35 protein-coding genes and 1 riboswitch are annotated in these 23,898 nt (G+C 65.4%); of the genes, 22 read left to right on the forward strand and 13 right to left on the reverse strand.

Annotated elements, in window-relative coordinates; translation table 11 throughout:
- Nucleotides 1–31 precede the first annotated feature (31 nt).
- The 6 genes from AC07U1_RS06640 to AC07U1_RS06665 all read left to right on the forward strand — a co-directional run bounded on the left by AC07U1_RS06640 (nucleotide 32) and on the right by AC07U1_RS06665 (nucleotide 3,157).
- Nucleotides 32–163 (forward strand): hypothetical protein, encoded by a 132-nt coding sequence (locus AC07U1_RS06640; RefSeq protein ID WP_262407904.1) that lies wholly within the window; start codon nucleotides 32–34, stop codon nucleotides 161–163.
- A gap of 31 nt (nucleotides 164–194) precedes the next feature.
- Nucleotides 195–653 carry a YaiI/YqxD family protein gene (locus AC07U1_RS06645; RefSeq protein ID WP_495177070.1) on the forward strand — a complete coding sequence of 153 codons (459 nt, stop codon included), beginning with the start codon at nucleotides 195–197 and terminating at the stop codon, nucleotides 651–653.
- A 202-nt stretch (nucleotides 654–855) separates the two neighbouring features.
- Entirely contained in the window at nucleotides 856–1,047 is a 192-nt protein-coding gene (locus AC07U1_RS06650; RefSeq protein ID WP_056342384.1) for a hypothetical protein, read from the forward strand.
- 550 nt (nucleotides 1,048–1,597) lie between these two features.
- Nucleotides 1,598–1,939 (forward strand): Mpo1-like protein, encoded by a 342-nt coding sequence (locus AC07U1_RS06655; RefSeq protein WP_056342387.1) that lies wholly within the window; start codon nucleotides 1,598–1,600, stop codon nucleotides 1,937–1,939.
- Between the two features lie 96 nt (nucleotides 1,940–2,035).
- Nucleotides 2,036–2,596, forward strand: a complete 561-nt coding sequence (locus AC07U1_RS06660) for a hypothetical protein (protein ID WP_056342390.1) — start codon at nucleotides 2,036–2,038, stop codon at nucleotides 2,594–2,596.
- Nucleotides 2,597–2,728: 132 nt separating this feature from the next.
- Entirely contained in the window at nucleotides 2,729–3,157 is a 429-nt protein-coding gene (locus AC07U1_RS06665) for an OsmC family protein (RefSeq protein WP_056342393.1), read from the forward strand.
- Here AC07U1_RS06665 and AC07U1_RS06670 read toward each other — a convergent pair.
- On the reverse strand, nucleotides 3,154–3,735 hold the full coding sequence (locus AC07U1_RS06670; protein ID WP_495177069.1) for a hypothetical protein: 582 nt from the start codon (nucleotides 3,733–3,735) through the stop codon (nucleotides 3,154–3,156). The genes AC07U1_RS06665 and AC07U1_RS06670 overlap by 4 nt on opposite strands.
- 130 nt (nucleotides 3,736–3,865) lie before the next feature.
- Here AC07U1_RS06670 and AC07U1_RS06675 point away from each other — a divergent pair, with 130 nt between their 5' ends.
- The 3 genes from AC07U1_RS06675 (at nucleotide 3,866) to AC07U1_RS06685 (ending at nucleotide 6,185) form a co-directional block, all read left to right on the forward strand.
- Nucleotides 3,866–4,408, forward strand: coding sequence for a hypothetical protein (locus AC07U1_RS06675; protein WP_200937967.1), 543 nt, complete (start codon nucleotides 3,866–3,868; stop codon nucleotides 4,406–4,408).
- A gap of 71 nt (nucleotides 4,409–4,479) precedes the next feature.
- Nucleotides 4,480–5,262: a hypothetical protein gene (locus AC07U1_RS06680; RefSeq protein WP_495177067.1), complete on the forward strand. Its 783-nt coding sequence runs from the start codon at nucleotides 4,480–4,482 to the stop codon at nucleotides 5,260–5,262.
- 80 nt (nucleotides 5,263–5,342) lie between these two features.
- A complete protein-coding gene (locus AC07U1_RS06685) occupies nucleotides 5,343–6,185 on the forward strand; it encodes an arylamine N-acetyltransferase family protein (protein ID WP_495177066.1) in 843 nt (280 codons plus the stop codon).
- Here AC07U1_RS06685 and AC07U1_RS06690 read toward each other — a convergent pair.
- Entirely contained in the window at nucleotides 6,182–6,997 is an 816-nt protein-coding gene (locus AC07U1_RS06690) for a ThuA domain-containing protein (protein ID WP_495177065.1), read from the reverse strand. The two genes, AC07U1_RS06685 and AC07U1_RS06690, sit on opposite strands and share 4 nt — an antisense overlap.
- Before the next feature lie 188 nt (nucleotides 6,998–7,185).
- On the opposite strand from AC07U1_RS06690, the gene AC07U1_RS06695 reads away from it, so the two are divergent.
- Nucleotides 7,186–7,602, forward strand: a complete 417-nt coding sequence (locus AC07U1_RS06695) for a hypothetical protein (protein WP_187139673.1) — start codon at nucleotides 7,186–7,188, stop codon at nucleotides 7,600–7,602.
- Between the two features lie 6 nt (nucleotides 7,603–7,608).
- Here AC07U1_RS06695 and AC07U1_RS06700 read toward each other — a convergent pair whose 3' ends face one another.
- Nucleotides 7,609–7,917, reverse strand: a complete 309-nt coding sequence (locus AC07U1_RS06700) for a hypothetical protein (protein ID WP_495177064.1) — start codon at nucleotides 7,915–7,917, stop codon at nucleotides 7,609–7,611.
- A 203-nt stretch (nucleotides 7,918–8,120) separates the two neighbouring features.
- Here AC07U1_RS06700 and AC07U1_RS06705 point away from each other — a divergent pair, with 203 nt between their 5' ends.
- Nucleotides 8,121–8,537 carry a hypothetical protein gene (locus AC07U1_RS06705; RefSeq protein ID WP_187139671.1) on the forward strand — a complete coding sequence of 139 codons (417 nt, stop codon included), beginning with the start codon at nucleotides 8,121–8,123 and terminating at the stop codon, nucleotides 8,535–8,537.
- A gap of 101 nt (nucleotides 8,538–8,638) precedes the next feature.
- On the opposite strand, the gene AC07U1_RS06710 is transcribed toward AC07U1_RS06705, so the two are convergent.
- Entirely contained in the window at nucleotides 8,639–9,166 is a 528-nt protein-coding gene (locus AC07U1_RS06710) for a 2'-5' RNA ligase family protein (RefSeq protein ID WP_495197667.1), read from the reverse strand.
- A 27-nt stretch (nucleotides 9,167–9,193) separates the two neighbouring features.
- Nucleotides 9,194–10,132 carry a hypothetical protein gene (locus AC07U1_RS06715; RefSeq protein ID WP_495177062.1) on the reverse strand — a complete coding sequence of 313 codons (939 nt, stop codon included), beginning with the start codon at nucleotides 10,130–10,132 and terminating at the stop codon, nucleotides 9,194–9,196.
- Between the two features lie 137 nt (nucleotides 10,133–10,269).
- Here AC07U1_RS06715 and AC07U1_RS06720 point away from each other — a divergent pair, with 137 nt between their 5' ends.
- Together AC07U1_RS06720 and AC07U1_RS06725 are read left to right on the forward strand one after the other, a co-directional pair.
- The gene (locus AC07U1_RS06720) at nucleotides 10,270–10,830 is read left to right on the forward strand and encodes a hypothetical protein (protein WP_495177061.1); all 561 of its coding nucleotides are present in this window, start codon (nucleotides 10,270–10,272) and stop codon (nucleotides 10,828–10,830) included.
- 282 nt (nucleotides 10,831–11,112) lie between these two features.
- Nucleotides 11,113–11,529 carry a hypothetical protein gene (locus tag AC07U1_RS06725; RefSeq protein ID WP_495177060.1) on the forward strand — a complete coding sequence of 139 codons (417 nt, stop codon included), beginning with the start codon at nucleotides 11,113–11,115 and terminating at the stop codon, nucleotides 11,527–11,529.
- A 33-nt stretch (nucleotides 11,530–11,562) separates the two neighbouring features.
- On the opposite strand, the gene thiC is transcribed toward AC07U1_RS06725, so the two are convergent.
- Nucleotides 11,563–13,449, reverse strand: coding sequence for a phosphomethylpyrimidine synthase ThiC (gene thiC, locus AC07U1_RS06730; RefSeq protein WP_495177059.1), 1,887 nt, complete (start codon nucleotides 13,447–13,449; stop codon nucleotides 11,563–11,565).
- Nucleotides 13,450–13,491: 42 nt separating this feature from the next.
- Nucleotides 13,492–13,602: riboswitch (TPP riboswitch) on the reverse strand.
- A gap of 113 nt (nucleotides 13,603–13,715) precedes the next feature.
- On the opposite strand from thiC, the gene AC07U1_RS06735 reads away from it, so the two are divergent.
- The gene (locus tag AC07U1_RS06735; protein ID WP_495197668.1) at nucleotides 13,716–15,467 is read left to right on the forward strand and encodes a hypothetical protein; all 1,752 of its coding nucleotides are present in this window, start codon (nucleotides 13,716–13,718) and stop codon (nucleotides 15,465–15,467) included.
- Nucleotides 15,468–15,471: 4 nt separating this feature from the next.
- Here the strand turns inward: AC07U1_RS06735 and AC07U1_RS06740 are convergent, their stop codons facing one another.
- Complete coding sequence (locus AC07U1_RS06740) at nucleotides 15,472–15,900, reverse strand: cupin domain-containing protein (protein ID WP_495177476.1); 429 nt, start codon at nucleotides 15,898–15,900, stop codon at nucleotides 15,472–15,474.
- A 199-nt stretch (nucleotides 15,901–16,099) separates the two neighbouring features.
- Between AC07U1_RS06740 and AC07U1_RS06745 the strand changes: the two genes are divergently transcribed.
- From AC07U1_RS06745 to AC07U1_RS06765, 5 genes are all read left to right on the forward strand, one after another.
- On the forward strand, nucleotides 16,100–16,819 hold the full coding sequence (locus AC07U1_RS06745) for a hypothetical protein (protein WP_495177057.1): 720 nt from the start codon (nucleotides 16,100–16,102) through the stop codon (nucleotides 16,817–16,819).
- 12 nt (nucleotides 16,820–16,831) lie between these two features.
- Nucleotides 16,832–18,064 (forward strand): cytochrome P450, encoded by a 1,233-nt coding sequence (locus AC07U1_RS06750; protein ID WP_495177056.1) that lies wholly within the window; start codon nucleotides 16,832–16,834, stop codon nucleotides 18,062–18,064.
- A 91-nt stretch (nucleotides 18,065–18,155) separates the two neighbouring features.
- The gene (locus tag AC07U1_RS06755; RefSeq protein WP_495177055.1) at nucleotides 18,156–18,602 is read left to right on the forward strand and encodes a hypothetical protein; all 447 of its coding nucleotides are present in this window, start codon (nucleotides 18,156–18,158) and stop codon (nucleotides 18,600–18,602) included.
- 2 nt (nucleotides 18,603–18,604) lie between these two features.
- Nucleotides 18,605–18,904 (forward strand): transcriptional regulator, encoded by a 300-nt coding sequence (locus AC07U1_RS06760; RefSeq protein ID WP_056342434.1) that lies wholly within the window; start codon nucleotides 18,605–18,607, stop codon nucleotides 18,902–18,904.
- A 104-nt stretch (nucleotides 18,905–19,008) separates the two neighbouring features.
- Nucleotides 19,009–19,338 (forward strand): hypothetical protein, encoded by a 330-nt coding sequence (locus AC07U1_RS06765; protein ID WP_495177054.1) that lies wholly within the window; start codon nucleotides 19,009–19,011, stop codon nucleotides 19,336–19,338.
- Between the two features lie 48 nt (nucleotides 19,339–19,386).
- On the opposite strand, the gene AC07U1_RS06770 is transcribed toward AC07U1_RS06765, so the two are convergent.
- Entirely contained in the window at nucleotides 19,387–19,989 is a 603-nt protein-coding gene (locus tag AC07U1_RS06770) for a flavodoxin family protein (protein ID WP_492737718.1), read from the reverse strand.
- 107 nt (nucleotides 19,990–20,096) lie between these two features.
- On the opposite strand from AC07U1_RS06770, the gene AC07U1_RS06775 reads away from it, so the two are divergent.
- Together AC07U1_RS06775 and AC07U1_RS06780 are read left to right on the forward strand one after the other, a co-directional pair.
- Nucleotides 20,097–20,486: a winged helix-turn-helix transcriptional regulator gene (locus AC07U1_RS06775; RefSeq protein WP_187139659.1), complete on the forward strand. Its 390-nt coding sequence runs from the start codon at nucleotides 20,097–20,099 to the stop codon at nucleotides 20,484–20,486.
- Nucleotides 20,483–20,761: a hypothetical protein gene (locus AC07U1_RS06780; RefSeq protein ID WP_495177053.1), complete on the forward strand. Its 279-nt coding sequence runs from the start codon at nucleotides 20,483–20,485 to the stop codon at nucleotides 20,759–20,761. The genes AC07U1_RS06775 and AC07U1_RS06780 overlap by 4 nt, the downstream gene beginning before the upstream one ends.
- Here AC07U1_RS06780 and AC07U1_RS06785 read toward each other — a convergent pair.
- On the reverse strand, nucleotides 20,758–21,444 hold the full coding sequence (locus AC07U1_RS06785) for a helix-turn-helix domain-containing protein (RefSeq protein ID WP_495177052.1): 687 nt from the start codon (nucleotides 21,442–21,444) through the stop codon (nucleotides 20,758–20,760). The genes AC07U1_RS06780 and AC07U1_RS06785 overlap by 4 nt on opposite strands.
- Before the next feature lie 98 nt (nucleotides 21,445–21,542).
- Between AC07U1_RS06785 and AC07U1_RS06790 the strand changes: the two genes are divergently transcribed.
- A complete protein-coding gene (locus AC07U1_RS06790) occupies nucleotides 21,543–21,998 on the forward strand; it encodes a DUF6265 family protein (RefSeq protein WP_495197669.1) in 456 nt (151 codons plus the stop codon).
- Nucleotides 21,999–22,138: 140 nt separating this feature from the next.
- Here AC07U1_RS06790 and AC07U1_RS06795 read toward each other — a convergent pair whose 3' ends face one another.
- The 4 genes from AC07U1_RS06795 to AC07U1_RS06810 are packed head-to-tail and all read right to left on the reverse strand — an operon-like array spanning nucleotide 22,139 to nucleotide 23,873.
- The gene (locus AC07U1_RS06795; RefSeq protein WP_495177050.1) at nucleotides 22,139–22,597 is read right to left on the reverse strand and encodes a DMT family transporter; all 459 of its coding nucleotides are present in this window, start codon (nucleotides 22,595–22,597) and stop codon (nucleotides 22,139–22,141) included.
- Entirely contained in the window at nucleotides 22,594–22,815 is a 222-nt protein-coding gene (locus AC07U1_RS06800) for a tautomerase family protein (RefSeq protein ID WP_495177049.1), read from the reverse strand. The genes AC07U1_RS06795 and AC07U1_RS06800 overlap by 4 nt, the downstream gene beginning before the upstream one ends.
- A gap of 12 nt (nucleotides 22,816–22,827) precedes the next feature.
- The gene (locus AC07U1_RS06805) at nucleotides 22,828–23,250 is read right to left on the reverse strand and encodes a VOC family protein (protein WP_495177048.1); all 423 of its coding nucleotides are present in this window, start codon (nucleotides 23,248–23,250) and stop codon (nucleotides 22,828–22,830) included.
- Entirely contained in the window at nucleotides 23,247–23,873 is a 627-nt protein-coding gene (locus tag AC07U1_RS06810) for a pyridoxamine 5'-phosphate oxidase family protein (RefSeq protein WP_492737699.1), read from the reverse strand. Before AC07U1_RS06810 ends, AC07U1_RS06805 begins: the two co-directional genes overlap by 4 nt.
- Nucleotides 23,874–23,898 lie beyond the last annotated feature (25 nt).

Raw genomic sequence — 23,898 nt, forward strand, 5'->3', positions numbered from 1 at the left:
ACAGGCGTCCGTCGCCTCCAAGGTATTGACCATGGCCAAGAGCCAGAAGAAATCGAGCCGCGAAACCCGCAAACCCAAGGCCGAAAAGCCGAAAAAGCCCAACGCCAGCAACCCGTCGACCAAGACCGGGGTGGTCGCCGGACTCGACAATATGAAGAAATAAGGCCGCGGCACCGGCGGGTGGGGGCGGCGCGATGACGTCGCCCGTCATCCTCGTCGACGCCGATGCCTGTCCGGTAAAGGACGAAATCTACCGTGTCGCCTGGCGGCACGAGGTTGCGGTCAAGGTCGTCAGCAACAGCCGCCTGCGCGTACCCGACCATCCGCTGATCGAGCGCATTACCGTGTCGGACGGCTTCGACGCCGCCGACGACTGGATCGCCGAGGCGACGACGCCGCGCAGCATCGTCGTCACGTCCGACATATTGCTCGCCGACCGGGCGCTGAAGGCGGGAGCGACGGTGCTCGCGCCGACGGGCAAGCCCTTCACGCTCGCGTCGATCGGCCCCGCGATCGCGACGCGCGCGATCATGGCCGACCTGCGCGCCGGGATGGGCGACGGCATGGGCGGGCCGCCGCCCTTTTCAAAGGCCGACCGCTCGGCCTTTCTGCAGGCGCTCGACACCGCGCTGGTGAAGCTCAAACGCGGCTAATTCGCGGCTAGGGTTCGCCGGCGAAGAAGAATCCGAAGATTTTCCTTCTTCCTTTCCAAAGCGTTGTGAACATTTTTCGGGGCCAGTGATGTGCGTCACGGCCGGCCGGCGCGCGCGCCGCCATAAGCCGGCCATCGGGAACGCCCCGAGCCAGTTTTGAAACACGACACCCAAGTTCGACCCCGTTCGAAAGGACTATAAGATGACCAAGACCCTGATCCTCGCCCCTGTTCTCGCGCTCACCGTCGCCCTCTCGGCGACCCCGGCGATGGCGCAGTCGGCGCAGCCCGCCGCCGGCGGCATGACGATTTCGAACGGCCCCGTGAACGCGCTGATCGGCCTGCTGCTCCCCGCGGTGCAGAAGGTCCGCGAAGCCGCCGCCCGCATCCGGTGACACCCCCAGGACCCGGCCGGCAATTGGGCCGGCCGGGGGCGGGCCGTCACCAGAATATTTTCGTCCCCGGATCGGCCCTCCGCCCGGTCCGGGTCCAAGGAAGCCCTTCCGCCGACGCGACCCCGGCGGGAGGGCTTTTCCTTGCATGGCCTCGCTCGATCCGGTCCGCCCCCGTCTGTTCCCCGGCCCCGCGAGGTTCGAGGCCGGGGAAACGAAGCGCTTCGCGCGGCGCGACGCGCATGGGGTTGTGGCCGTCAATGTGACGGGATGGGCGTTTGTTGGCGAACCTGCGGCGGTTGCTGTCGACCGATCGCGGCATAAATCCTCCCTGTGGCGCAGCCATGGGGAGGGGGACCGCCGCGAAGCGGTGGTGGAGGGGCCGCGGCCTTGCGTCAGCCTTTGACCGCGTCAGCCCCTCCGTCAGCGCTTCGCGCTGCCACCTCCCCATCGCTGCGCGACAGGGAGGAGCGGCAAGGTCCGCTTCCCATCCCAATGCCGCTGTTGGACCCGCCGGCTTGACCCTCGCCGTCAACGCTATCATCCTCGCCCCATGCCCCGGCTCTACACCAGCTTCGCGACCTTCTGGCCCTTTTACCTGCGCGAGCACAGCAAGGCGTCGACGCGCGCGCTCCATTATGTCGGGACCAGCCTGGTCGTGCTGATCGCGATCGCCGCGGTCGTCACCGGGCGCTGGATGGGGCTGGTCGCGCTGCCGCTTGCGGGCTATTTCTTTGCGTGGGTGGCGCACTATGGGGTCGAGAAGAACCGGCCGGCGACCTTCACCTATCCGTTGTGGAGCCTCGCCGCCGATTTCCGGATGTGGGCGCTGTGGCTGACCGGACGATTGGGACCCGAACTCGACAAGGCGGGGGTGGTACGGGGGCGCCGCTGAAGCTTCATCATCTTATAATCGCGGACGATCTTGCGGTTGCGCAGGCTTGGGCGCATCGTCGCTGCGGGTCGCGCGATATCGGCAGGGAGATTTCGGATGGACAAGAGTGTGAAGGGTGTGATCGCCGCGGCGCTGGGCACATTGCTGCTCGCCGGCTGCGGCGGCGGCGCGAAAGAGGACGCCACGGGCGGCGGCGAGGCGAAGGCGGCCGCGGTGGACGGCTGGGATGCGAGCGATGCCTGCGCGCTGCTCGACAAGGCGGCGGTGGGCGACGCGCTCAAGGACAAGGTCACCGAAACGAGCCTTGGCCTCGTCAACAAGGCCGAGGGCGCCAATGCCGCGACGTCGGAATGCACCTATCGCCTGGCAAGCGGCGGCAGCGCGACGCTGATGACGCGCAAATCGCCGATCGCCGACAATACGCCCGAGGCGATCGCGCTGGCGAAATCGACGACCGCGAAAACGATGGCGGCCTTTTCGGACAAGAAGATCGAGGATGTGCCGGGGCTAGGCAAGGGCGCCTTTTTCGTGCCCGGGATCAACCAGCTCAACGTCTTCCTCGACGACAGCCGCTTCGTCATCCTGACGGTCGGCAGCGCGCCGAACGACAGCGCCAGGGCGACGGCGGTATCGCTGGTCGGCAAGATCAAGCCATAGGCGCGTGGCGGGGCGCCGCCGCTTCTTCGACGAAAAGGCGTGGCAGCGCGCGGGGGCGTGGCTTAAGCTGCTTAGCGTTCGGGCCGAACCCCCGAGTCCCGCCCCTTTTCCGTCCGACCAAGGAGACATGTCATGACCGTCAATCGCGCATCCGCCCGCTACGAAGGTTTCGGCAAGGAGGGCAAGGGGGCGATCACGACAAAATCGGGGGTGCTCGACAAGCAGCCCTATGGGTTCGGCACGCGCTTCGAAGGCGTGCCGGGGACCAATCCCGAGGAGTTGATCGCGGCGGCGCACGCGGCCTGTTTCACCATGGCATTGTCGTTCGGGCTGGCGCGCGCGGGCTATAGCGGCGACAGCCTCGAGACGAGCGCCGCGGTGACGCTCGATCCGGTCGAGGGCGGGTTCGAGATTTCGAGTTCGGCGCTGACGCTGACTGCCAAGGTGCCGGGCATTTCGGCCGAGGAGTTCGCGAAAATCGCCAAAGAGGCCGAAATGAACTGCCCGGTGTCGAAGTTGCTCGATTGCGAGATCACGCTCGAACATAGCCTCGAAAACTAGGCGGCCCGCCGGATCGGCGGCAGTTCGTCGGCCATGAAGTCGAATAGCCCCTGCGCCGGCGGCGGCAGCGTCCAGCCCTGCAACCGACGGTGGCGCCGATGCCCGACATGGCTTTCGATGAGGACGAGTTCGTGCGGGGTCCAGGTCCACGCGAGCGGGGCCGGATCGAAGTCGGCCTTGCCGTAGCCGAGCGTGATATGCGGGCGGAGACCCGATTTTCGATGCAGGGGCGCGATGCCTTCGCGCGCGAGGCGGGCGATCACCGCTTCATATTGGGCGCGTATCGCCCCGATATCGCCCGCCGTGACGAGTTCGGCCCCCGCCTCGCGGGCGACGATGCGGCCAAAGGGTATCGCGGCGGCGGCCGGCAAGCCGGCGGCCAAGGCACGCTCGACCTGCTGGCGCAAAAAGGGGTGCGGCAGCGCGGTTTCGGCGATCGTGCAGAGGGTCAGATGATAGCGATGCGGGCTGAGGCCGACGAACAGATCGCGCGAAACCGGCGGCAGATGCCGTGCGAGCCATCCGGCGCGGTCGGCGGCCACCTGGTAGCCCAGAAAATAGCGGAAATTGGGTGCCATGAGACGTCTCCGAATCGAATCAATGTTCTTATTATGTTCTCTACCTGCCGAAGAGTCGAATCCGGAATGCTTCGTCGACTTGCGCACGGCGCGGCGATAGGAGGGCGCACGCAATGACGGGAGTGACATGATGCGGCGTGGTCGGTGGGTGATGGCGGGGTTGATGCTCGGGCTGGCGGGATGCGGCGGCGCATCCGAGCCGCCGCCGGCGAACGGGAAGGCGGTGCTGCCCGATGGCCCGGTTGCCGAGACGACCGCGATCGATGCCGCGAGCCTGCCCGAAGGGGTGCGCGCCGCGGTGCTGTCGCGCGTGCCCGACATGACGATCGCGGGCGCGACGCGCAAGGCACGCGGCGGCATGGTCTTTTACGACGTCGAAGGATCGCGCGACGACGGCAGCGATATCGAAATCGACGTGATCGAGGAAAATGGCGCCTATCGCGTCGTCGAAATCCAGCGCGATATCGCCTGGTCCGACGTCCCCCCCGCGGTGCGCGCGGCGGCCGATGTCGCGCCCGATCGGTTCGCGCCGGCGCGGGTGATCGAAAGCACGCAGGCCGATGGCGGCGTGGTCTATGAACTGTTCGCGCCCGACGGCCCCGATGAACCCGCGGCCGAGATCGACTGGAAGAATGGCGAGGCGACACTGCGGAGCGAACGCAACGTCTATTGAAGCGGCGCGGCGGGTGTGGACGATTGTCAGCGCGCGGCTTTTGCGACACGGTGGTGCCGAAGGACGGGGCGATGAGCGGATATAAGATAAGCTTTGGCATCGGCGGGATGGAGCCGGCGGCCGCGCCGGCAGCGCCGGCGGCGGATAGCGCGGCGCCGGTGATCGAATTCCTTTGCGATCCCGAACTTGCCGGCAAGATTCCGCCGCCCGAACGCGCGATCCGCTTTGCGCCCGACTGGTTCAAGCGGCTGAACCGCGAAATGGGCATGAGCTATGAAAACGGCTTGCCCGCGATGACCGCCAAGGCGTGCCTGCCGATGACCGACGCCTTTTCGCTGGGGTTCGTGATTCCGCTGCCTTTCGACGTGCTGATCGTCGTGCCCGAGGACCGGGTGTCGATCCAGATGGGCTGGGCCGAGGGGGTGCCGTTCGCGCCGCTCGAACAGCATCATCCGGGCCAGATCGGGGCGCCCGAACCGCCGTTCGAAAGCGTGATGCCGCTGAAGTTCATCAATCCCTGGCGGATCAAGGTGCCGGGCGGCTATTCGGTGCTGTTCGTCCAGCCGCTGAGCCGGCCCGACCTGCCCTTCACCTGTTTTTCGGGCTTCGTCGATTGCGATCGTTTCGACACCACGGTGAACCTGCCCTTCGCCTGGACCGGGCCGGTCGGCGAGCATGTGCTGCCCGCGGGGACGCCGATCGCGCAGCTGATCCCGATCCGCCGCGATACCCTGATCAAACAGGATCGTGCGCGCGCCTCGACGACCGAGGAACTCGCCGAGCAGGCGGTGGCGCACGGCAAGAAATATGGCGAGCAATCGACCTATATGCGCGAGTGGCGGGTCAAGAAATAGCGGCGCGATCGGCGCTTGATCTCAACCGGGGTTGAGCTTTCATAAGGCGGGTTCCCGATTCGCCGACCGGAGATTTTTCAATGCCCCATGATGTTCCAGCCGCCGTCGATCTGCCGCGTTACTGCGCGCGCATCGGCTATGACGGCCCGCTCGCCCCGACATGGGAGGTGCTCGCGGCGCTGCAGGCGGCGCATATCGCGGCGATCCCGTTCGAGGCGCTGGGTCCGCTGACCGGCAAGGGGGTCGACCTCGATCCCGCGGCGGTCGATGCCAAGCTGATCGATGGCGGGCGCGGCGGCTATTGTTTCGAACAGAACAGCCTGTTCCTGCGCGTGCTGCGCGCGATCGGTTTCGATGCCGAGGGCCGGATCGCGCGGGTGCGCTGGATGCTGCCCGACGACGCCCCGCCGACCCCGCGCACCCACCAGATGACGCGCGTGATGCTCGGCGGCCAGGCGTGGCTGGTCGACGTCGGTTTCGGATCGGCGGTGCCGCTGGGGCCGCTCGCGATGGACACCGCAGAGGTCCAGCCGACCCTGCACGAGCGCTATCGCATCGTGCCGCTGGGCGCGGTGTCGCGGCTCGAGGCCGACCTTGGCGGGACCTGGACGGCGCTCTACGACTTCGAGCATCATGCGCCGCCCGCGATCGATTATGAGGTCGGCAACTGGTACACCGCGACGCACCCGGCGTCGCATTTCACCCACCAGCTGATGGTCGCGCGAACGACCGCGGAGGCGCGTTACGCGCTGGGCAACAACCGGCTGACGATCCGCCGGCCGGGCCACGAGGCCGAGCAGCATATCCTGTCGGCGGACGGAATCGCGGCGGCGCTGTCGGAGCATTTCGGGCTGACGGTCGAGCCGGGCTGGCGCGCGGCGATCGAGCGCGCGGCGGCGGTCGAGGTCGTCGAGCCGGCCTAGCCGCAGCCCGTCCCGTCCTGCCGCGCTGCCCAGCCGATCGCGCCGTCGAGCATGGCGAGGTGCGCGGGGTCGCTCCATGCCGCGGCCTGGTGGCCGAGCGCCGAATAGAAGATGCGCGCGCGGCCTTCGCAGCGCCACCAGATCAGCGCGTGGCCGGTGTCCATCTTGAGCTTTGGCTCGAGCCGCATCCCGCTCTCGTCGAGCTGCGCGAGGATATGCGCGTCGGCGGCGGGTTCGGCGTCCCAGCTGTAATATTCGTCGGTCCAGCGCCAGCGCGCCGGCAGCGCGCGTGTCGCGGGGTGGCTGCGGTCGAGCGCCACGATGTCGGCGGCCTGGAACTGGTCGGCGCCGCCGGGGTGGCCGATGAAATTGCCGTTGCCGCGCACCCGCACGAACCAGCCCGGATGGCTGCCGTCGCCCGCGCTGTGCAGCCCGACGAAGCCGCCACCGCGCGAGAGAAAGGCCTGGAAAGCGGCGCGCTGGTCGGGGGTGGTGATGTCGCCGCTGGCGTTGGCGAAGACGATGACGTCGAATTTCGCAAGGTCGCGCGGGTTGAACACCGCGGCATTTTCGGTCGCGAAGCTGCTCCAGCCGCGCGCCTTGGCGAGGCCTTCGATCGCGGGCACCGCCTCTGCGATACTGTCGTGGCGATAGCCGTTGGTCTTGCTGACGATCAGCACCGCGGGGTGCGTGAGCTCGGGGACGACGGGGGGCACGCTGTCGAGGGTCGGCGCCGGGCGGCGCGGGTCGGGGGCGGCAGGCGCGGCTTGCAGGACCAGCAGCAGCGCGGCGGCGAGCCAGGCGGCGATCATCGGCACTCTCCCGTATTTTTGCGCAGCTTACACGCTTCGGCGCGTGCGGCGAGGGGGGAGCGGCGCGTGCATTGCTATTCATCGCCGGGCGGTGGCGAGGCCGGACGCTCCCGTCGTTAAAAGCGCCCGGGTTGCGGCTTGACGCCGGCGGGCGGGTGGGGGATGCCGGGCCGGAGGGGGAGACTATCATGCTGAACGATCTGCCGGATATCTTGTTGCGGCATCGCCGCGCCGTGGGATTGGCGGCGATCCTGCTGTCGATCCTGACCTGGACGGTCGACCTGACCGACCTTGTCTATCACTGCCCCTATTGCCGGGTGCAGCGCACGATGATCGGCGTGCTGGGCGTGCTGCTGATCCTGCCCAACCCGGCGCACTGGCTGGTGCGATATTTGTCGGCGATCTTCGCTTTGTTCGGCCTCGCGGTCGCCTGCACGCAGCATTTTCGCGGCTGGGCGAAGATCATGGGCGGCGAGTTCAGCTGGGGCGAGCAATGGTATGTCAACGCGTGGATGCTGTCGGGGTTCGCGATCTTCATCCTGACCGCGTTGCTGCTGCTGATCTGGCGCTGGCGGCCGGCGGTCGCCGTTGTGGACGAGAGCTGACCCCGCCTATTCGCGGTCGTCGGACGCGTCGAGCCGCACCGTCCAGCGCGGTGGGGCGCCGGGGTCGCGGACGATGTCGGGCGAAGGGACCATGTCGTCGCCGGTCTCGATCCAGCCGCGCCCGTCGCATTTGGGGCAGGCGTGGCGGATCGAGCGGTGGCTGACGAGGTCGATCTGCGTGTTCCACTGGCCGTAACCGGCGCAGACCGGGCAAAGCTTGTCGAGGTCGCCGCTGCGGTGGCGCCGCGAAATGCCGTCGAGCGCGTGCGGGTCGGCGGGGCCGGTGCAATGGACGATGTTCGAGGGGTGCGACATGGGACAGCCTTTGCGTGGAGCGAGGATAGGCTCCGCGGCGGCGCATGGCAATGCGGGGTCCGGTGCGTCCGCAAGCGGGAGAGAATAGGTCCCTTTTGGATGATGTCCGTGATGCGGCATCGGCGGTGGCGGTTTAGTTTCGTCCCGTTGGGCCTTCGACCGGGCGGCCGTTCGGTCGTGCACGATGCGCGGGAAAGGGGGGAATGACCATGACATCATTGAGAGCCGGGATTCTGGCCGTCGCGCTTCTGAGCGGGGTTGGCGCGCATGCGGCGACCTATCGCGAAGTCGAGGTCGATCGCCAGCATGTGAAGGCAGTGGTGACCGTGGACAAGGAAGAGGTTGTGGCCATCGAGGCCACGATATCGGTCATGACCAATGCGGGCGACAACGCGACGACGGTGTTTGCGATCCGGGTCGACGGCGTGGAATGCGCGCGAAAGACGTATAGCTGGCACAATAATCTCGCCACCTTTCCGCTCGGCTGTTCGGTGACGCTGAAACCCGGCGCGCACGGTATTCAGGCGGTCGAAATCACCAACCACAATGCCACCGCGCAAGGCGTCACTCTGCGGGTTTCGAGCGCCATGGTTTCGATACCCGAGTCCGTGGTGTTCTGAAGGCGCCGCCGGAGCGGTGTCGTTTCGGGGCGCTTCGGACGGACGATTGTCGACGCCGCGCGCGCATCGGCTATGCCCGCCGTTCGATCTACTGAAATCCGTCAGCCCGCACCCTCGCCAAGCGGCCAGCGGCCATGTTCGACATGGGTGGTCTTGCCGACGATGCTTTCCGTCAGGATGATCTCGTCGACCGTCCAGCCGATCGGCGGCAATTTCAGCGCGTTCAATGTCTGGGACCCCAGCCGGTCGCCGCGATAGTTGATCGTGATATGCGGTTCGGGGGTGGTGCCGTCCATGATCGGCGCCTTTTCGCGCAGCAGATGATTGACCAGCGCCTTCTGGAACGCCCGCGCCTCGGCCAGCGGCTCGCGCGTGCGCAGCGTCACCGCCTTGCGGTTCTCGATCCGGTCGAAGCGGAGCGGGAAGGGCGGCGCGGCGAAGCCGTCCAGCGCGGCGATGGTCGCGGGCAGCCACTCAGGCGGCGCATAGTGCAGGTCGTAGAGCGAGATGAGCGTGACATGGAAAAGGTCGGGGCCGCGCCCGGGGTCGTTGCGCGGCAGCGCGGCGATCGCCGTCTGCACCTCCGGCGGCGGCTTGGCCATGACGTAGAGGGGGTTTCGGGCGCGCATCGGTGTGAGTGTAATGACCCCAATTCGTCAACCGATTGGTTTAAGCGCTTCGATAGGGCTGAACCCACTAGTGCGCTTAAAGCTCATTTGGTGATTGAAATTTTTCATCGAGTCCGAGGGATCGATTGACGAAAGCCGTAGCGTTTTGAAGGTTTCGCGGACGATCTGCACCGAGAGAATGGGCATATCTGATAAATGCCCGGTAGATTTGTCGAGCATTTTTGCACAACAGGTAACGAATATCTCGTTGCGTGGAAGGACGCTGAACAGGTCGCCAGCAACTTTCAGCGCGACGCTACAAACATAATCCTGATAAAGTTCGTACCGCTCTCCGACCGGCATTTTTGTTTCGGACAACCGGCCGCTCTGAAGCTGCTTGCGGCGGAACGTTGGAACCACGTCGTCATCGTGGACATGCGCAATGGCGTGCAAGAAATTCTCCGAGATGGAAAATGACATGCTCGTTCCAATCAGACCCTCATCCTTCCACGAGGTCATTTCGCCGATCACATCTCTCTGCGCGGCAATATCTCCTGCCAGCATCCGAGTAGCCAACGCTCTGTCTGTCTCCCACTCAGAATGTGCCTGCTTATGTTGCTCGACCGATCTCAGAAACTCCTGTTCGTCAAATCTTTGTGCATCGCCGATAGCGTCAACCAGCTTCTGCTGCCTCTTTTGCGATCCGCCTGACACGAAGTCGAACAGTCGGGGACGGAATAGGTCGAGTTTTTCTTGGGCTGCATCTTCATTCTTGCGTTGCCTCACTGGTGACGGCGGAGCTGCTTGGCGCTTGAGGGCATGCCAATCGATATGGTCGATCGTATTGACGTGTAGCGATACGATGTCCCGCAGATGCGTTCGCCAGTCGTCAACGGCGTCTTCAGCGTTGGCTGCGACTTGCGCTTGCTGCTGAGCCTTCCACTTGCGGTCTGCTTCACGATTGGCGCGGCGTGAAGCCGCTTCCATGGCCCTAAGAGTTCCTCGCCACCCCATGCCGCCTCCCAACTGCTTTATCCTGATGCTATTTGTATGCTCTATTGCCGAAATAGCCTCAACATCCATTTCAAATGGAGCAATGATGCCCTCGATGTTAAAGTCGAATCATGAGTAGCGAAAACATTACGTTCGTGTGCCAACGCGCATGGGAGGCGCAGGATCTTTCTAACTGCAAGCCGCTAGGGCTTGATGCCGCGACTTGGATCGCAGCTCTGACAGCTCTTGTAACTGCTTCGGTGTTTTTTGTTCGCTGGGTAATACGCCGGAAGCGAGGTGCTAACTTAGATAGCCACAAAGTCAGTAGAGGCCTTTGGCGAAGTCGATTTCGCAATCTTTGTCGTTCCATCAAACCAATCATGGACGAAAATTATAGGATATTCTCCCGTTTCGGACCTAATAGCGGTCGTGGCAACGGATTGCCCAAAATCGTTCGACTGGATCTCGGTATTTGGTATCAAATGCGTGAAACGATAGTCGAGAACAATGCTCAGATTCGGTCGCTAATAACAGATAATCTGTCGGAGGTTCCGGTTGAATACCGCCCGATCTTTCATCGTTGGCTGGATCATATTGACGCGTTCCGAGCTCACGTGCTGGATGACGAAGCAGATTACAGGGAGCATCAGTTTCCAAGAGAAGCGTCAGATATCGTAAATCTTCATGCATGATATAACGCAAATCAGATATTGGCTCCATAACGAAAAAGAAGAAAATTTTCATTTGATTGATAAATGTATATTATTTGGCTCAATTTTGAAAAGTTTTTATATAAACGACGTTGACGTTATTATGGTTTTTAGAGAATGGCATGCTAGGGAAGTAGTTTCTAGATTAAAGTCAGATTTCTATAATCGATTTGGCCTGCGGCTTCACATTCAACTATTTCATATATCCCAATCTGATCATATCGAATCTTTTGTATCTAGAGCATCCGCTACGGAGGAAGTTAAGTGACGAAAGACCTATATTACACGATTCCGCAGTATTTTATAGAAAGGATGCATGAGCATGATGCCGTTCTTTCTGTAGAAGATATCAGCACTGATGAACATTTTCTCTATCGTATTCGTCGTCAGCGGTATGGATATGTGCTGGTTTGGTTGTCTGATTCTTATAAATTCACCGACATGGACTATATAAATCGACCAGCAGAGCTAGGGAGTGGAGACTTTATCGTCATTGCAAAGCCGGAAGGAGGTGGCGGAGCATCGCAACACTTGGTCAATGCGGCGGAGATCGGAGTGGGTAAACTCGCAGACTTAATGGGCGCGCTAAATAGGCGCGACATGTGGAATTATGTCGCGCCTACCTGGGAAGAAAAACAAGAAAGAAAACGTCGCTTTGAAGCGCGCAAGCAGAAATTTTAAAAACGTCACCATCGGTTGCGGGCGACGTTCTTTTCAATCATGCTCCCTACCACCCGCACCCATATACAGCTCGCGCCCGGTTTCCTCATAAACCTCGCTCATTTTCGCCATGCCCTTCTCGGCCTCTTCGGCGGCGATGAAGCCGGCGCTGTCCTGATTTTGCAACTTCGCGAATTCGCGCACCTCCTGGCTGATCTTCATCGAGCAGAATTTCGGGCCGCACATGCTGCAGAAATGCGCGGTCTTGGCGCCTTCGGCCGGGAGCGTCTGGTCGTGATATTGCTCCGCCGTGTCGGGGTCGAGCGACAGGTTGAACTGGTCGCGCCAGCGGAATTCGAAGCGGGCTTTCGATAGCGCGTCGTCGCGGACCTGGGCGGCGGGGTGGCCCTTGGCGAGGTCGGCGGCGTGCGCGGCGAGCTTGTAGGTCACGACGCCGACCTTCACATCGTCGCGGTCGGGAAGGCCCAGATGCTCCTTGGGCGTGACGTAGCAAAGCATCGCGGTGCCGTACCAGCCGATCTGCGCGGCGCCGATGCCGCTGGTGATATGGTCGTAACCCGGCGCGATGTCCGTGGTGAGCGGCCCGAGCGTGTAGAAGGGCGCCTCGCCGCACGCTTCGAGCTGCTTTTCCATATTCTCCTTGATCTTGTGCATCGGGACATGGCCCGGGCCCTCGATCATCACCTGTACGTCCTGTGCCCAGGCGCGCTTGGTGAGCTCGCCCAGCGTGTAGAGCTCGGCGAACTGCGCCTCGTCGTTCGCGTCGTAGATGCTGCCGGGACGCAGGCCGTCGCCGAGGCTGTAGGCGACGTCATAGGCCTTCATGATCTCGGTGATCTCGTCGAAGCGTTCGTAGAGGAAGCTTTCCTTGTGATGCGCGAGGCACCATTTCGCCATGATGCTGCCGCCGCGCGACACGATGCCGGTCATGCGCTTTGCCGCGAGCGGCACGTAAGGCAGCCGGACGCCGGCGTGGATGGTGAAATAATCGACGCCCTGTTCGGCCTGCTCGATCAGCGTGTCGGCGAAGATTTCCCAGGTCAGGTCCTCGGCGATGCCGCCGACCTTTTCGAGCGCCTGATAGATGGGGACGGTGCCGATCGGGACGGGCGAATTGCGGATGATCCATTCGCGCGTGTCGTGGATGTTGCGCCCGGTCGACAGGTCCATGACGGTGTCGGCGCCCCAGCGGATCGACCAGACCATCTTGTCGACCTCGGCCGCGACGTCGGATGCGACCGCGCTGTTGCCGATATTGGCGTTGATCTTGACGAGGAAGTTGCGGCCGATCGCCATCGGCTCGCTTTCGGGGTGGTTGATGTTGCTGGGGATGATCGCGCGGCCGCGCGCGACCTCGTCGCGGACGAATTCGGGGGTGACATAGTCGGGGATGCTCGCGCCGAAGCTTTCGCCGTCGCGCTTGTACTCGGACAGGCGCGCGCGGCCGAGATTTTCGCGCTCGGCGACATATTCCATCTCGGGCGTGATGATGCCGCGGCGGGCGTAGTGCATCTGGCTGACGTTCTGGCCGGGTTTGGCGCGCAGCACCTGGCGGCGGACGTTGGGGAAGGCGGGGACGCCGCCGCTGCGGTCGGGGCCGAGCTGGCCATTGTCCTCGGGCTTCACTTCGCGCTGCGTCACTTCCTCGACGTCGCCGCGATTGCGGATCCAGTCGCGGCGGAGTTCGGGGAGGCCGGCGTTGATGTCGATCGTGGCGTTGGCGTCGGTGTAGGGGCCGCTGGTGTCGTAGACGCGGACGGGCGGCTCGCCCGAATGCGGGTCGAGGTCGATCTCGCGCATCGCGACGCGGATGCCGCTGCCGGTCTGGGTCGCGACGTGGATCTTGCGGCTGCCGCGGATCGGGCCGGTGGTGACGCCGATGGGGGTGGGGGTTTCGAATTTCGCGTCGATGTCGGCCATGTGCAGTCGCTCCGTTGTGATCGGAGCGAGAACGGATTCCGCGAGTGGAACGCCGACCCTCCCTCCGCCCGTATTACCGGGATCAGGTTCGACGGGTCGCGGGATGTTCCGCTCTCAACCTGTTTCCACACACAGGCTCCCCGGGGATGGGGCGGACTATAGGCGGGGCGGGCGTGAAGGGAAAGCGCTTTAGCCGCCGGCCGCACCGTCGGGCAGTGCGGAGACTAGCTCTTGCGCCGATACCGATAATGGGGGAGGGCGGAGCGATGATTGAGGTTGGCTCGACCCAAAAGCTCACCGAATTGCTGCTTTCAGTGCCGCATGAGTGGGCGCAGGCTCTGGTGGCGCGAACGGCGCTCCGCATAATTCCATTTGCGTTCCCATCCAACGCCGATGAAATTTGGGATGAAGATTCGGCGCTATCGCTTCTGCGCTGCGCTATTGTCGGATGGACGGCGGCCAAGCATACGTCGTGGGACTGTCGCGAAGCTGCTCGACGGGCTTACGAGGCATTTCAGCGCTCGCCAATCTACCGGGCGCAGGGCGAAGCCAGATATTCCCAGATTGACGGCTTCCACGATGCGATGGGTACGGCTTATGCCGTCGCCTGCAACGCCATGGTGGCGTCCGCGCCAGCGGGAATGGATCATGGCTATGCAGTTGGATATGGCCAAGGGTTCATAGGTGCGGCCCACCTTGCCACGGATTTGCATAGCATTTGGGCGGCCCTATGGGGCGACGAGAACTGGCTTCAAGTCCAATCCAGTCCCATAGATGCTCCGGAGCTTCTGGCGTCGGCGCCGATTTGGCTTTTTCTGAACGACGACGCTGGCTGGCGGCGTGCTTGGTTTGTAGCCGGAGCCAGTCTGAAAACGTTGCATCCAAGCTATGAGGTTTGGACGGATTGGCTTGAACGACGATTGTTAGGCAACGCTTCCGGCTTCGAAATCCCCGGGGATCAAGATTCATCTGAAGATCGGGCGATTCTAGATCGCTTGATCCAAGCGACCGACGAGGATTTCTGGAACCATGGTGCGGCGTATGTGAATGTCACGCTGCAGGGCTGGATCGACGAGGCGAGGGCACGGGCGACCCCACTGCCCAAAGACGAAGCCGCGGCCTTGCCCGAGCAGGCCCGCCACGCCGTCCGCTTTCGGACCGCCGCCGACGGCCGGATCGCGATCGACGCGGCGGCTCTGGCCGACACTTTGCGCACCGATGCCGAGGCGCGCGATCGGCATGCCGAGGCGGCGGCGCTGGCGCGGGCGATGCTGGCGGAGTGTCAGGGCAGCAATGCGGGCGCGCGGATGATCGCGATGCTCGAAGCCTATCTGGAGGCTGCGGGCGACGGCATAGAAACGATGCGGCCCAGCCTGTTCGTCCAGCGCGGCGAGCGGCTGCGGCAGGAACTGGCGGGCTATGCGCGTCCCGACACGATGCTGGCGCCGCTGGCCGACGCGGTGCTGCTCGACGGCCAGAGCTGGCGTTCGGCGCATAATATGGCGGTGGGGCTCGATCCGGTGCTGATGGCGCTCGATACCGCGCAGCGCGGTCCTGACGCCCAGCCGGCGCCGCTGGAGCCCGACGCGATCCGGACCCTGGCGCGCGCTGCCGACGCTGCTGGGGCATTGGTCGAAGGCGTTGCCGCGGTGGTGATCGAGGCCGCCGATCTGGCGCCCGCCGTCCCCGACCCCGCCGACCGGCGGACGCGATGGAGCAGCGACACCGCGCAGAATCTGGTGATCGAGGCGTTTGCGGTGGCGCTGAACCATCCGCGCACGACGCTGGCCGGAATCGCGGCGACCGCGGTGGTCGCTCCCCAAATAAGTGCCGCTGCGGTCGTCGTCGGCGTGGCCACGAGCGCCTTGCCCGCGACGCAATTCCTTATTGCTAACCGGCATTGGATCGAGACCCGGCTCGGCAACACGCCGACTTGGCAGTCGCTGTTCGTTCAGCTGTGCAACCGGCTGGAGGCGCATACGCCTTTCCGGCCGAAAGATCGCGACGACGGCATCTGATGCGTCACGCGCCGGGGCACCAGCCCGGCGGGGCGAGGGTGAAGCCGGCGAAGTCGAAGCCGGGGACGACGAGGCAGCTGACCAGCGCCCAGCCGTGCGGGGCGAAAGCGGCCTGCCAGTGGTGCGCGGGGACGCGGATCTGCGGTTGTTCGCCTGCGAGCGCGTCGGGGCCGAGGCGGTGGAGGGCGGGGTTGTCGGCGTCGGTCGCGGCGAGCGACAGGGTGAGCGGCGATCCCGCATGCCACAGCCAGATTTCCTCGGCATCGACCTTGTGCCAGTGCGAGCTTTGTCCGGCTTCGAGCAGGAAATGGATCGCGGTGCCGCTCGCGCGGCCGTCGGGACCGGGCGGGCCGCGCCAGGTCTCGCGGTACCAGCCACCCTCGGGATGCGGGGCGAGGTTGAGCTTGGCGATAAGGGCGCGGGGGTCGGTCATCATTTCTCCGTCAAATATTCGGCCGTCTTCGTCGTGCCTTTGTGCCTCTGTGTGAGACAAGGATAATCTCACACAAAGGCGCAAAGGCACGAAGGAGGGCGAAACGGGCCGCGACCGTGCGTCCGCTGGACTCGCTCGGCAAGCGTGGCATAGTCGCCTTCGCGAGACCCGCGCCGAGCGGGCGGCGGGAGCTGGTGCGATGATGGGCTTGTCGAAACCCGGTGTCAGGTGGCGCGTGCTGGCTCCGGTCATCGCGCTCGCGGCGGCATCGCTCGCCGTGCCGTCGTCGGCGATCGTCGCGACGCCCGCGCCGCGGGTGTGCGCGGCCTTTTCGAGCGCCGATGCGGTGGTTGTCGGCCATCTTTCCGATGAGCGGGTCGGGTGGGAGTGGACGAGCTGGGCGCTGCGCGTCGAGCGGCGCTACAAGGGGTCGGTCCCGGCGCGCGTCCGCATTTATACGCCGAACGACAGCGGGCGCGGGACGCCCGACGATGGACGGCGCAATATCCTGTTCCTGACGCGCGAGAACGGTCGGCTGACGATCGGCGGGAGCGATCCGAATGGCGGCGGCGCGGCGGTCGAAGCCGAGGTGCGCGCGCTCGCCGCGAAACCGCGGCGCGGCCCCGGCACGATCGCGCTGCTCGTCGCGAACGAACAGGGCGATGCGATGCGCGGGGTTCGCGTGCGGCTGCGTCATGCGGGCGGCGAGCGCGAGCGGACCGTGCGCACCGATACGGCGGGCAAGGCGCTGCTCCGCGCCGCGCCGGGGCGATGGACCGCGGAGGTTGCCGACCCCGGCTGGACGAGCCGCTTCAGCCTCTACACCTATCAGCGCGCCGACGGTTTCGACCTGGCGCCGGGCGGATGCGCCGACTTGCGGTTGGAGCCGATACGGTTAGGGTCGGACCGAAAAACATAAAGGGAGAGAGATATGGCTTCGGTACTCGAAGACGCGCGGGCGATCGCGCCGGTCGATGTCAGCGACCTCGCGCTTTATACGGACGACACATGGCGCGAACCCTTTGCCCATCTGCGCGCCGCGATGCCGGTGAGCTGGTGTCCCGACAGTCCCTATGGCGGTTACTGGTCGGTGGTCAGCCATGCGCTGGTGCAGGCGGTCGAGCTGAACCCGACGGTCTTTTCTTCGTCGTGGGAGAATGGCAATATCGTCATCGCCGACCCGCCGCCGCAGTCGAACCTGCCCAACTTCATCGCCGCCGACCCGCCGGTGCACACCGCGCAGCGCAAGGTGATCGCCCCCGCGTTCAACCCGAGCCAGATGGCCGAGCGCGAGAAGGTGGTGCGCCAGCGCACGCGCGAATTGTTCGACGCGCTGCCGGTGGGCGAGACGTTCGACTGGGTCGAAAGCGTGTCGGTGCCGCTGACGATCGGCATGCTGTGCATATTGTTCGATTTCCCGTGGGAAGAGCGGCACGACCTCAAGCGCTGGTCGGACTATGGCGGCAATGTCTCGCCCGAGACCGCGACCGAGGAATATCGCGCGCAGTGGATGGCCGAGATGACCGCGATGCTCGCGCGCTTCGACGCCGAATTCGCCAAGCGCAAGGCGATGCCGCCGAGCGACGATTTGCTGTCGCGGATGGTGCACAGCGAGGCGATGGGCAGCCTGAACCCGATGGAGCGGCTCGCCAATATCGCGCTGCTGATCGTCGGCGGCAACGACACGACGCGCAATTCGATGAGCGGGCTGGTCGAGGCGCTGCATCGCTATCCGGGCGAGCTCGAGCGGCTGCGCGCCGACGCGTCGCTGATCCCCAATGCGGCGCAGGAGATCATCCGCTGGCAGTCGCCGGTGACGCATATGCGGCGCACCTGCACCGAAGATGTCGAACTGGGCGGGCAAAACTTGCGCAAGGGCGAGAAGGTGATCCTCTGGTACATCTCGGCGAACCGCGACGAGAGCGTGTTTCCCGACGCCGAGCGCTTCGACGTGCGCCGCGACAATGCGCGGCGGCATGTCGCGTTCGGGCACGGCATCCACCGCTGCGTCGGGGCGCGGCTCGCCGAAATCCAGCTGTGCACGCTGATCGAGGAGATCGTCGACCGCGGTATCCGGATCGAGCCGCAGGGCGAGGCCGAGCGGCTGGCGAGCCCGTTCCTGCACGGATTCGTCCATATGCCGGTGCGGATCGTGCCCGGCTGACGCTTCACTTTCCAAATTGGAAAATTATCACTTGCCGAATCGGAAAGTGACGCCTATTGCTTTCCATATTGGAAAGTAAAGGAGGTCTGTGATGAACCCGATCGAAGCCCAGGCGGCGCTCGACTCGATGGCCGAGGCGCGGCGCGAACTGGCGCGCAGCGGGCCGAAATATCCGCTGTGGCGGCACGCCGCCTTTGCCGCGGTGATGGCGGCGCTGGTGCTGGGGCAGGGGTTCGGCCAACCGTGGTCGTTGCTGTTGATGGTGTTCCCGATGGCGGCGGTCGCCTGGCTCGTCACCGACGATCGCAAACGCTATGGGGTCTTCGTCAACGGCTATCGCAAGGGGCGGACGCTGCCGCTGACGCTCACGCTTGTCGCGTTGATGCTCGGCGCGATGGGTGGTGAGATTTACGCGCGATCCTATGGTCTCGGCTTGCTCGTGAAGTTGGGGATCGCGGGCTTCGCCTTTGTCGTGGCGCTGGCGATGAGCCTGTGGTGGACGCGCGTCTATGACCGCGAACTGTTGAAGGGCGCGTGACGATGGACGGCATCGACATGTTGCTGCACGCGCCGGCGCGGTTGCAGATCGCGGCGCTGCTCAGCACGGTCAGCGATATGGAATTCGCCAGGCTGCGCGAACTGGTCAAGGTCAGCGATTCGGTGCTTTCGAAGCATCTCTCGGCGCTGAGCGATGCCGGCTATGTCCGGCTGAAGAAGGCGTCCGAGGGCGGGCGGCAACGCACTTGGGCCTCGCTGACCCGCGAAGGCGGAAAGGCGCTGGACCGCCACGTCGCGGCGCTGCGCGCGATCGTCGCCCATTTGCCGGCGGCCGCCGACTAGCCGCCGCCGGCTCCATTGCAGGATTGTAATGTTACGGACGCGCTGCCGCCATGATGGCTGTGCGATAGATGCCACCCTCTCCACAGGATGAAGGAAGGCTTATCATGCAGATGACCAAACTCGCGGCAATCGGCGCGGCAGCCCTGTTGGCGCTGTCGGGCACGGCCGCAACCGCGCAGAATGCGACACCTTTTTGCTCGAAGTCGGTGACCGACAATTGCATGCAACGCGAAGGCCATGCCGTCGCCGCGCATCGCGCGCCGGCGAGGCATCATGCCGCAGCCAAGCATCGCGTCGCGACGAAGCATCACGCCGTGAAGCACCACGCCGCGAAGCATCATGTCGCGAAGCATCGCGTCGCCGCGAAGCATAGCGCCGCGCCGCATCGCGCGGTCGCGGCAAAGGCCGTGCCGGCGCCCGCGCACAAGATGTGACCGTCGCCCGCGCGCCGCCGATCGAGCAGCGCGCGGGTCGCGTCGCGATCACGCCGCGGCGACGCTTTCGCGCGCGCCCGCCTGCCAGCGGGCGGCGGCCGCGGCGACGCGCCGGCCAAGCGAATGGGCGGTGGCGCGGTCGCCGGCTTTCGGGGTGACCTCGGCGCTGTCGTTCGCCGCCTGCGCCATCGCGCCGAGGAAGCTGCCGAGGCGGTTTTCGACGTCGGTCGCGGCGCTGGTGTCGTCGTTGTTGCCCGGATTCTGGCCGGTGCCGATCCACAGCATCGCGTGCTGCGCCGCGAAGATGGCGAGCGTCGTCAGCGTGTTGAGCTTATCGCCCGAGGGCGAGCCCGAGACGGTGAAGGCGGCGGCGAGCTTGTCCTTCCACTGCTTGGTGAAATAGACGGCGGCGCTGGCGTCCATGAACGCCTTCATCGGCGCCGAAACGGTGCCCATATAGGTCGGGGTACCGAAGATGAGCGCGTCCGATTCGGCGGCGATGGCGAAGAATTCGTCGAAGTTCGTCTGGCCGGGCTCGATCGCGAGCAGAACCGGGGTGGCGCCCGCGGCTTCGACGCCGCGCGCGACGTCGGCGGCGAGGACCGCGGTGTGGCCGAAGCCCGAATGATGGATGATCGCTACCTGGGTCATGTCTGTCGTCCTTTGCTGATGCCGGGAAGGGTCCCGGCGGCTTGCGCAACGGGAGATGATAGGGTAGGAACCAAAAGTGAAGTACGCACCTTGAGGTAACTATCGATATGAGTGTTCCGGACTGGGTAGGCAAAGTCGATCCGTGCGACGCGAATTGCCCGTCGCGCGAGATTCTCGACCTCGTCGGCGACCGCTGGAGCCTGCTGATCCTGTTGGTGATCGCGCAGGGCCACAGCCGCAACGGCGAGCTGAAACGGCGGGTCGGCGGGATCAGCCAGAAGATGCTGACGCAGACGTTGCGGGCGTTGGAGGCCAATGGGCTGGTCGAGCGGCACGATTTCATGACGGTGCCGCCGCATGTCGAATATCATCTGACCCCGCTCGGGGTGTCGCTCGGCGACGCGATGACGCCCTTTTTCGAATGGATCGAGCGCCAGTTCGGCGCGGTGCAGGCGGCGCGCGCGGCGTTCGCGGCGCGGCTGGCGGTGGCGGCATGACCCGGCCCGACCTGTCCGATGCCGACGCGCGCGCCGCCTATCGCAGCGAATTGCGCGGCATCGCCCGCGCCCCGCGCATGCTGGGCCTGATCTTCGTCTTCGCCTCGCTGGGGTTATGGGCCTGGCCGCAGAACGGCGGGCCGCTGGTGCTGGGGCCGCTGCCGACCGAGACCTGGGGATGGATCTGCTTCGGCATCGGCTGGGCGGTGCTCTTGTGGGTGATCGTCGCGCGCACGCGCCACAACAAGGAACGGTTGGGCGGCCCCGACGCCTAGCGCAGGAACGGCCCGCGCGCCCGCACCCGTGCCTGTCGTGCGGGGACCCCGGCCAGTTCGCGAAATTCGCGCGCCATATGCGCCTGGTCGGCGAACCCGCCGTCGGCGGCGTGGCCCGCGAGGCTCGTTTCGCCGGGGAGCGTCTCGAAGGCTTTCTGGAAGCGCAGCAGGCGCAGATAGGCGCGCGGCGCCACCCCGACATGCGCCGCGAACCAGCGCTGGAGCGCGCGCGGCGCCATGCCGGTGGTGGCGTTCATCGCGGCGACGGTCGGCGCGCCGATGATGGCGAGGCCGAGGACGCCAAGGTCCGTAGCGGCGGACAATCGCCGTTCGATGGCCTCAAAATCGGCGGCGGGACAGGCTTGCCACCGGCCGGTGATCTGGGCGAGCGGGGCGCCGCCGAGCGCGGTCCAAGCCCAGGGCCAGAGGCGTAGCGCCTCGAAAGCGGCGTCGCCGCTGATCGTGAACGCCTGCGGCCGGTCGACCAGCCCGACGACGAAATCCGTCGGCTGGTCGCCGTCCCAGCGCGACCGGCCACGGGTGCGGCGGATCAGCTCGATGCAGCCGTCGGGGGTCGCCTGCTGGGCGATCCACGCGTCGGGGTCGCCGCCGCCCGCGAGCGTCCAGCGTGCCTTGACCAGCCCGGCGAGCGTGGGGGGCGGGGCGAACTCGCGATAGTCCATGCGCGCTTTAGACGCTTTTTGTCGCATCGGTTCAAGACGCGCGGCGGCGGCGGCGGCAGACGGGGTCAGCGCCGAGTTGCGGCGGGGAGGAAGCGATGATGAAAAGCATGACGGCGGCGATGGCGGCGATGTTGCTGATGGCGGCGGCCCCGGGTTCGGCCCCGGCCGCCACGGTCGGCGATCTCGCGTGGATGGCGGGGGCGTGGGTCAGGGACGCGGGCGATGAATGGAGCGAGGAGAGCTGGTCGGACCCGCGCGGCGGGGTCATGATCGGCCACAGCCTGTCGGGGGCGGGCGACAAGGCGCAGGCGTTCGAATTCCTGATGCTGCAGCCGGGCACCGACGGCACGCCGACCTATATCGCGCGGCCCGGCGGCGGTTCGGCGGTGGCGTTCGCGCTGGCCGAGCATGGCGCGGCGCATGCGACCTTCGATAATGCCGCGCATGATTATCCGCAGCGCATCACCTATGCGCGCGACGGCGAAACGCTGACCGCGACGATCTCGCTGATCGACGGGTCGAAGGCGATGCGCTGGACCTACAAGCGGCGGTAGCTGAATCCTCCCTGTCGCGAAGCGATGGGGAGGTGGCAGCGCGAAGCGCTGACGGAGGGGCTATGACGTGGCGTTGCGGCCCCTCCACCATCGCCTTCGGCGACGGTCCCCCTCCCCATGGCTTCGCCACAGGGAGGATTTTAGACCGTCCGCCTTGCGAGCCAGACCCCTGCGACCATCAGTCCGATGCCCGCGATGCGCTTCAGGTCGATCGCCGAGCGCATCGCGCCGAACAGGCCGAAATGGTCGATCGTCGCGGCGCTGACCAGCTGGCCGACGAGGACGAAGAAGATCGCATTGCCGACCCCGAACTTCGGCGCGATGAAGGTCACCGCGATCACATAGAAAGCGACGAACAGCCCGCCGAAGTAGAATTGCGGCGGGATATCCGACGTGAAGCGAATCTGCCCGACCGAGCCGGTCATCAACGCACCGGCCGTCGCGATGAGGAAGGCGAGCCCGAACAGGATCATCGACGCCGCCATCGGGCTGCCGAGCCGCGTACCGAGCCCGCCGTTGAGCGCGGCCAGGATCGGGATGCCGATGCCGGTGAGCAGCATGATCAGCGCGAAGGCGGGGGCGCTGTTGTTCGCGGTCATGGCTTGGCCGCCTTCGCCGCCTGCGCGGCGCGGTAATCGCGGACGGGCAGGCCGCCGATGCCCCAATTTTCGAGCTCGACCTCGTCGATCGTGACGACGGTGGTCGCGGGGTTCTTGGCGAGCACGCGCTGGAGCAGGTCGGTGACGCCGGCGATCAGTTCGGCTTTCTGCTCGGGCGTCGCGCCCTCGCGGGTGATCTTGATGTTCACATAGGGCATGATCTTGTCCTTTCAGGCGAAGGGGGTCGCGAACTCGATACGGAGTCCGCCGGGCATCGCACAGATGAAATGATGCGTCGCCGCGCCCTCGCGGATCGGTTCGGGGGCGAATTCGATCCGGACGCCGGGGTGACCTTCGACGCGCGCGAAGACGGTGCGCAGCGTGGGCAGATCGGCGACCTGCAGCGCGAGATGGTGCAGGCCGACATTGGCGCGGCGGTCGAAGGGCGTCGCCGATGCGGGATCGGCGACCTGCCACAGGGTGAGCAAGATGGTGCCGTCGGAGACGAAGATCGCGGGATAGTCGGGGCGTTCGGCGGCGACCGTGAAGCCGAGCGCGTCGACGAAGAAGTCGCGCGCCTCGGCGATGTCGCGCACCGCGAGGCCGATATGGTGGGCGCCCAAAGTGAGCGGGCGCGGCGAGGCTGTCGTCATTGTTCTTCCTTTGCGGAACGAAGCGCGGCGATTTCGGCGCGCAGCTGGTTGAGTTCGGCGGCCATCGGCTGGATCGCCGCCGAAATTTCGGCCTCGGTGAAGCGCGGGGTGATATGCTGCGAGCAATTCCATTCCCAGCCGACGACGTCGATCAGGAAGGCGCGCTCGGGCACCGCGCGATAGCCGGTGGGCATCAGCGAGGTGACCAGCTCGGGATCGTCGGCCAGCTCGACGCTGTGCGCATGGCCGATCAGCTTCAACCGGTCCTTGTTCGGATAGTCCATCAGGAACAGCGAGACGCGGTCGTCGTGCAGCAGGTTGGCGGTGCTGATATATTGCTTGTTGCCGCGATAGTCGGCGAAGCCGACCCGGTTGCCCGCGACAGGGCGCAGGAAACCGGCGGGGCCGCCGCGATGCTGCATATAGGGCCAGCCGTCGGCGGTGACGCTGGCCATGTAGAAGCTGTCGCGCAGGGCCATGAACGAGATTTCCTTGTCGGTCAGCGCATCGGGCGTGCCGTCGGCGCCCGCGTCGAGCTTGGCATAGGCGGCGCGCGAGCCGTGGATTTCCTGCAGCTTGCGGACGTCTTCGTTGAAGAGGGTGGTCCGGTAATTGCGTGCCATCGGTCGCCTCCTTTCGCCGCGCCGA

Source organism: Sphingopyxis sp. GW821-FHT02C12 (genome assembly GCF_059421785.1).

What these genes read in the sequence shown, in the direction of transcription:
- AC07U1_RS06640 (WP_262407904.1), top strand. Translation starts at nt 32, where the DNA reads ATGGCCAAGAGCCAGAAGAAATCGAGCCGCGAAACCCGCAAACCCAAG.
- AC07U1_RS06645 (WP_495177070.1), top strand. Translation starts at nt 195, where the DNA reads ATGACGTCGCCCGTCATCCTCGTCGACGCCGATGCCTGTCCGGTAAAG.
- AC07U1_RS06650 (WP_056342384.1), top strand. Translation starts at nt 856, where the DNA reads ATGACCAAGACCCTGATCCTCGCCCCTGTTCTCGCGCTCACCGTCGCC.
- AC07U1_RS06655 (WP_056342387.1), top strand. Translation starts at nt 1,598, where the DNA reads ATGCCCCGGCTCTACACCAGCTTCGCGACCTTCTGGCCCTTTTACCTG.
- AC07U1_RS06660 (WP_056342390.1), top strand. Translation starts at nt 2,036, where the DNA reads ATGGACAAGAGTGTGAAGGGTGTGATCGCCGCGGCGCTGGGCACATTG.
- AC07U1_RS06665 (WP_056342393.1), top strand. Translation starts at nt 2,729, where the DNA reads ATGACCGTCAATCGCGCATCCGCCCGCTACGAAGGTTTCGGCAAGGAG.
- AC07U1_RS06670 (WP_495177069.1), bottom strand. Translation starts at nt 3,735, where the DNA reads ATGGCACCCAATTTCCGCTATTTTCTGGGCTACCAGGTGGCCGCCGAC.
- AC07U1_RS06675 (WP_200937967.1), top strand. Translation starts at nt 3,866, where the DNA reads ATGCGGCGTGGTCGGTGGGTGATGGCGGGGTTGATGCTCGGGCTGGCG.
- AC07U1_RS06680 (WP_495177067.1), top strand. Translation starts at nt 4,480, where the DNA reads ATGAGCGGATATAAGATAAGCTTTGGCATCGGCGGGATGGAGCCGGCG.
- AC07U1_RS06685 (WP_495177066.1), top strand. Translation starts at nt 5,343, where the DNA reads ATGCCCCATGATGTTCCAGCCGCCGTCGATCTGCCGCGTTACTGCGCG.
- AC07U1_RS06690 (WP_495177065.1), bottom strand. Translation starts at nt 6,997, where the DNA reads ATGATCGCCGCCTGGCTCGCCGCCGCGCTGCTGCTGGTCCTGCAAGCC.
- AC07U1_RS06695 (WP_187139673.1), top strand. Translation starts at nt 7,186, where the DNA reads ATGCTGAACGATCTGCCGGATATCTTGTTGCGGCATCGCCGCGCCGTG.
- AC07U1_RS06700 (WP_495177064.1), bottom strand. Translation starts at nt 7,917, where the DNA reads ATGTCGCACCCCTCGAACATCGTCCATTGCACCGGCCCCGCCGACCCG.
- AC07U1_RS06705 (WP_187139671.1), top strand. Translation starts at nt 8,121, where the DNA reads ATGACCATGACATCATTGAGAGCCGGGATTCTGGCCGTCGCGCTTCTG.
- AC07U1_RS06710 (WP_495197667.1), bottom strand. Translation starts at nt 9,166, where the DNA reads ATGCGCGCCCGAAACCCCCTCTACGTCATGGCCAAGCCGCCGCCGGAG.
- AC07U1_RS06715 (WP_495177062.1), bottom strand. Translation starts at nt 10,132, where the DNA reads ATGGAAGCGGCTTCACGCCGCGCCAATCGTGAAGCAGACCGCAAGTGG.
- AC07U1_RS06720 (WP_495177061.1), top strand. Translation starts at nt 10,270, where the DNA reads ATGAGTAGCGAAAACATTACGTTCGTGTGCCAACGCGCATGGGAGGCG.
- thiC (WP_495177059.1), bottom strand. Translation starts at nt 13,449, where the DNA reads ATGGCCGACATCGACGCGAAATTCGAAACCCCCACCCCCATCGGCGTC.
- AC07U1_RS06735 (WP_495197668.1), top strand. Translation starts at nt 13,716, where the DNA reads ATGATTGAGGTTGGCTCGACCCAAAAGCTCACCGAATTGCTGCTTTCA.
- AC07U1_RS06740 (WP_495177476.1), bottom strand. Translation starts at nt 15,900, where the DNA reads ATGACCGACCCCCGCGCCCTTATCGCCAAGCTCAACCTCGCCCCGCAT.
- AC07U1_RS06745 (WP_495177057.1), top strand. Translation starts at nt 16,100, where the DNA reads ATGATGGGCTTGTCGAAACCCGGTGTCAGGTGGCGCGTGCTGGCTCCG.
- AC07U1_RS06750 (WP_495177056.1), top strand. Translation starts at nt 16,832, where the DNA reads ATGGCTTCGGTACTCGAAGACGCGCGGGCGATCGCGCCGGTCGATGTC.
- AC07U1_RS06755 (WP_495177055.1), top strand. Translation starts at nt 18,156, where the DNA reads ATGAACCCGATCGAAGCCCAGGCGGCGCTCGACTCGATGGCCGAGGCG.
- AC07U1_RS06760 (WP_056342434.1), top strand. Translation starts at nt 18,605, where the DNA reads ATGGACGGCATCGACATGTTGCTGCACGCGCCGGCGCGGTTGCAGATC.
- AC07U1_RS06765 (WP_495177054.1), top strand. Translation starts at nt 19,009, where the DNA reads ATGCAGATGACCAAACTCGCGGCAATCGGCGCGGCAGCCCTGTTGGCG.
- AC07U1_RS06770 (WP_492737718.1), bottom strand. Translation starts at nt 19,989, where the DNA reads ATGACCCAGGTAGCGATCATCCATCATTCGGGCTTCGGCCACACCGCG.
- AC07U1_RS06775 (WP_187139659.1), top strand. Translation starts at nt 20,097, where the DNA reads ATGAGTGTTCCGGACTGGGTAGGCAAAGTCGATCCGTGCGACGCGAAT.
- AC07U1_RS06780 (WP_495177053.1), top strand. Translation starts at nt 20,483, where the DNA reads ATGACCCGGCCCGACCTGTCCGATGCCGACGCGCGCGCCGCCTATCGC.
- AC07U1_RS06785 (WP_495177052.1), bottom strand. Translation starts at nt 21,444, where the DNA reads ATGGACTATCGCGAGTTCGCCCCGCCCCCCACGCTCGCCGGGCTGGTC.
- AC07U1_RS06790 (WP_495197669.1), top strand. Translation starts at nt 21,543, where the DNA reads ATGAAAAGCATGACGGCGGCGATGGCGGCGATGTTGCTGATGGCGGCG.
- AC07U1_RS06795 (WP_495177050.1), bottom strand. Translation starts at nt 22,597, where the DNA reads ATGACCGCGAACAACAGCGCCCCCGCCTTCGCGCTGATCATGCTGCTC.
- AC07U1_RS06800 (WP_495177049.1), bottom strand. Translation starts at nt 22,815, where the DNA reads ATGCCCTATGTGAACATCAAGATCACCCGCGAGGGCGCGACGCCCGAG.
- AC07U1_RS06805 (WP_495177048.1), bottom strand. Translation starts at nt 23,250, where the DNA reads ATGACGACAGCCTCGCCGCGCCCGCTCACTTTGGGCGCCCACCATATC.
- AC07U1_RS06810 (WP_492737699.1), bottom strand. Translation starts at nt 23,873, where the DNA reads ATGGCACGCAATTACCGGACCACCCTCTTCAACGAAGACGTCCGCAAG.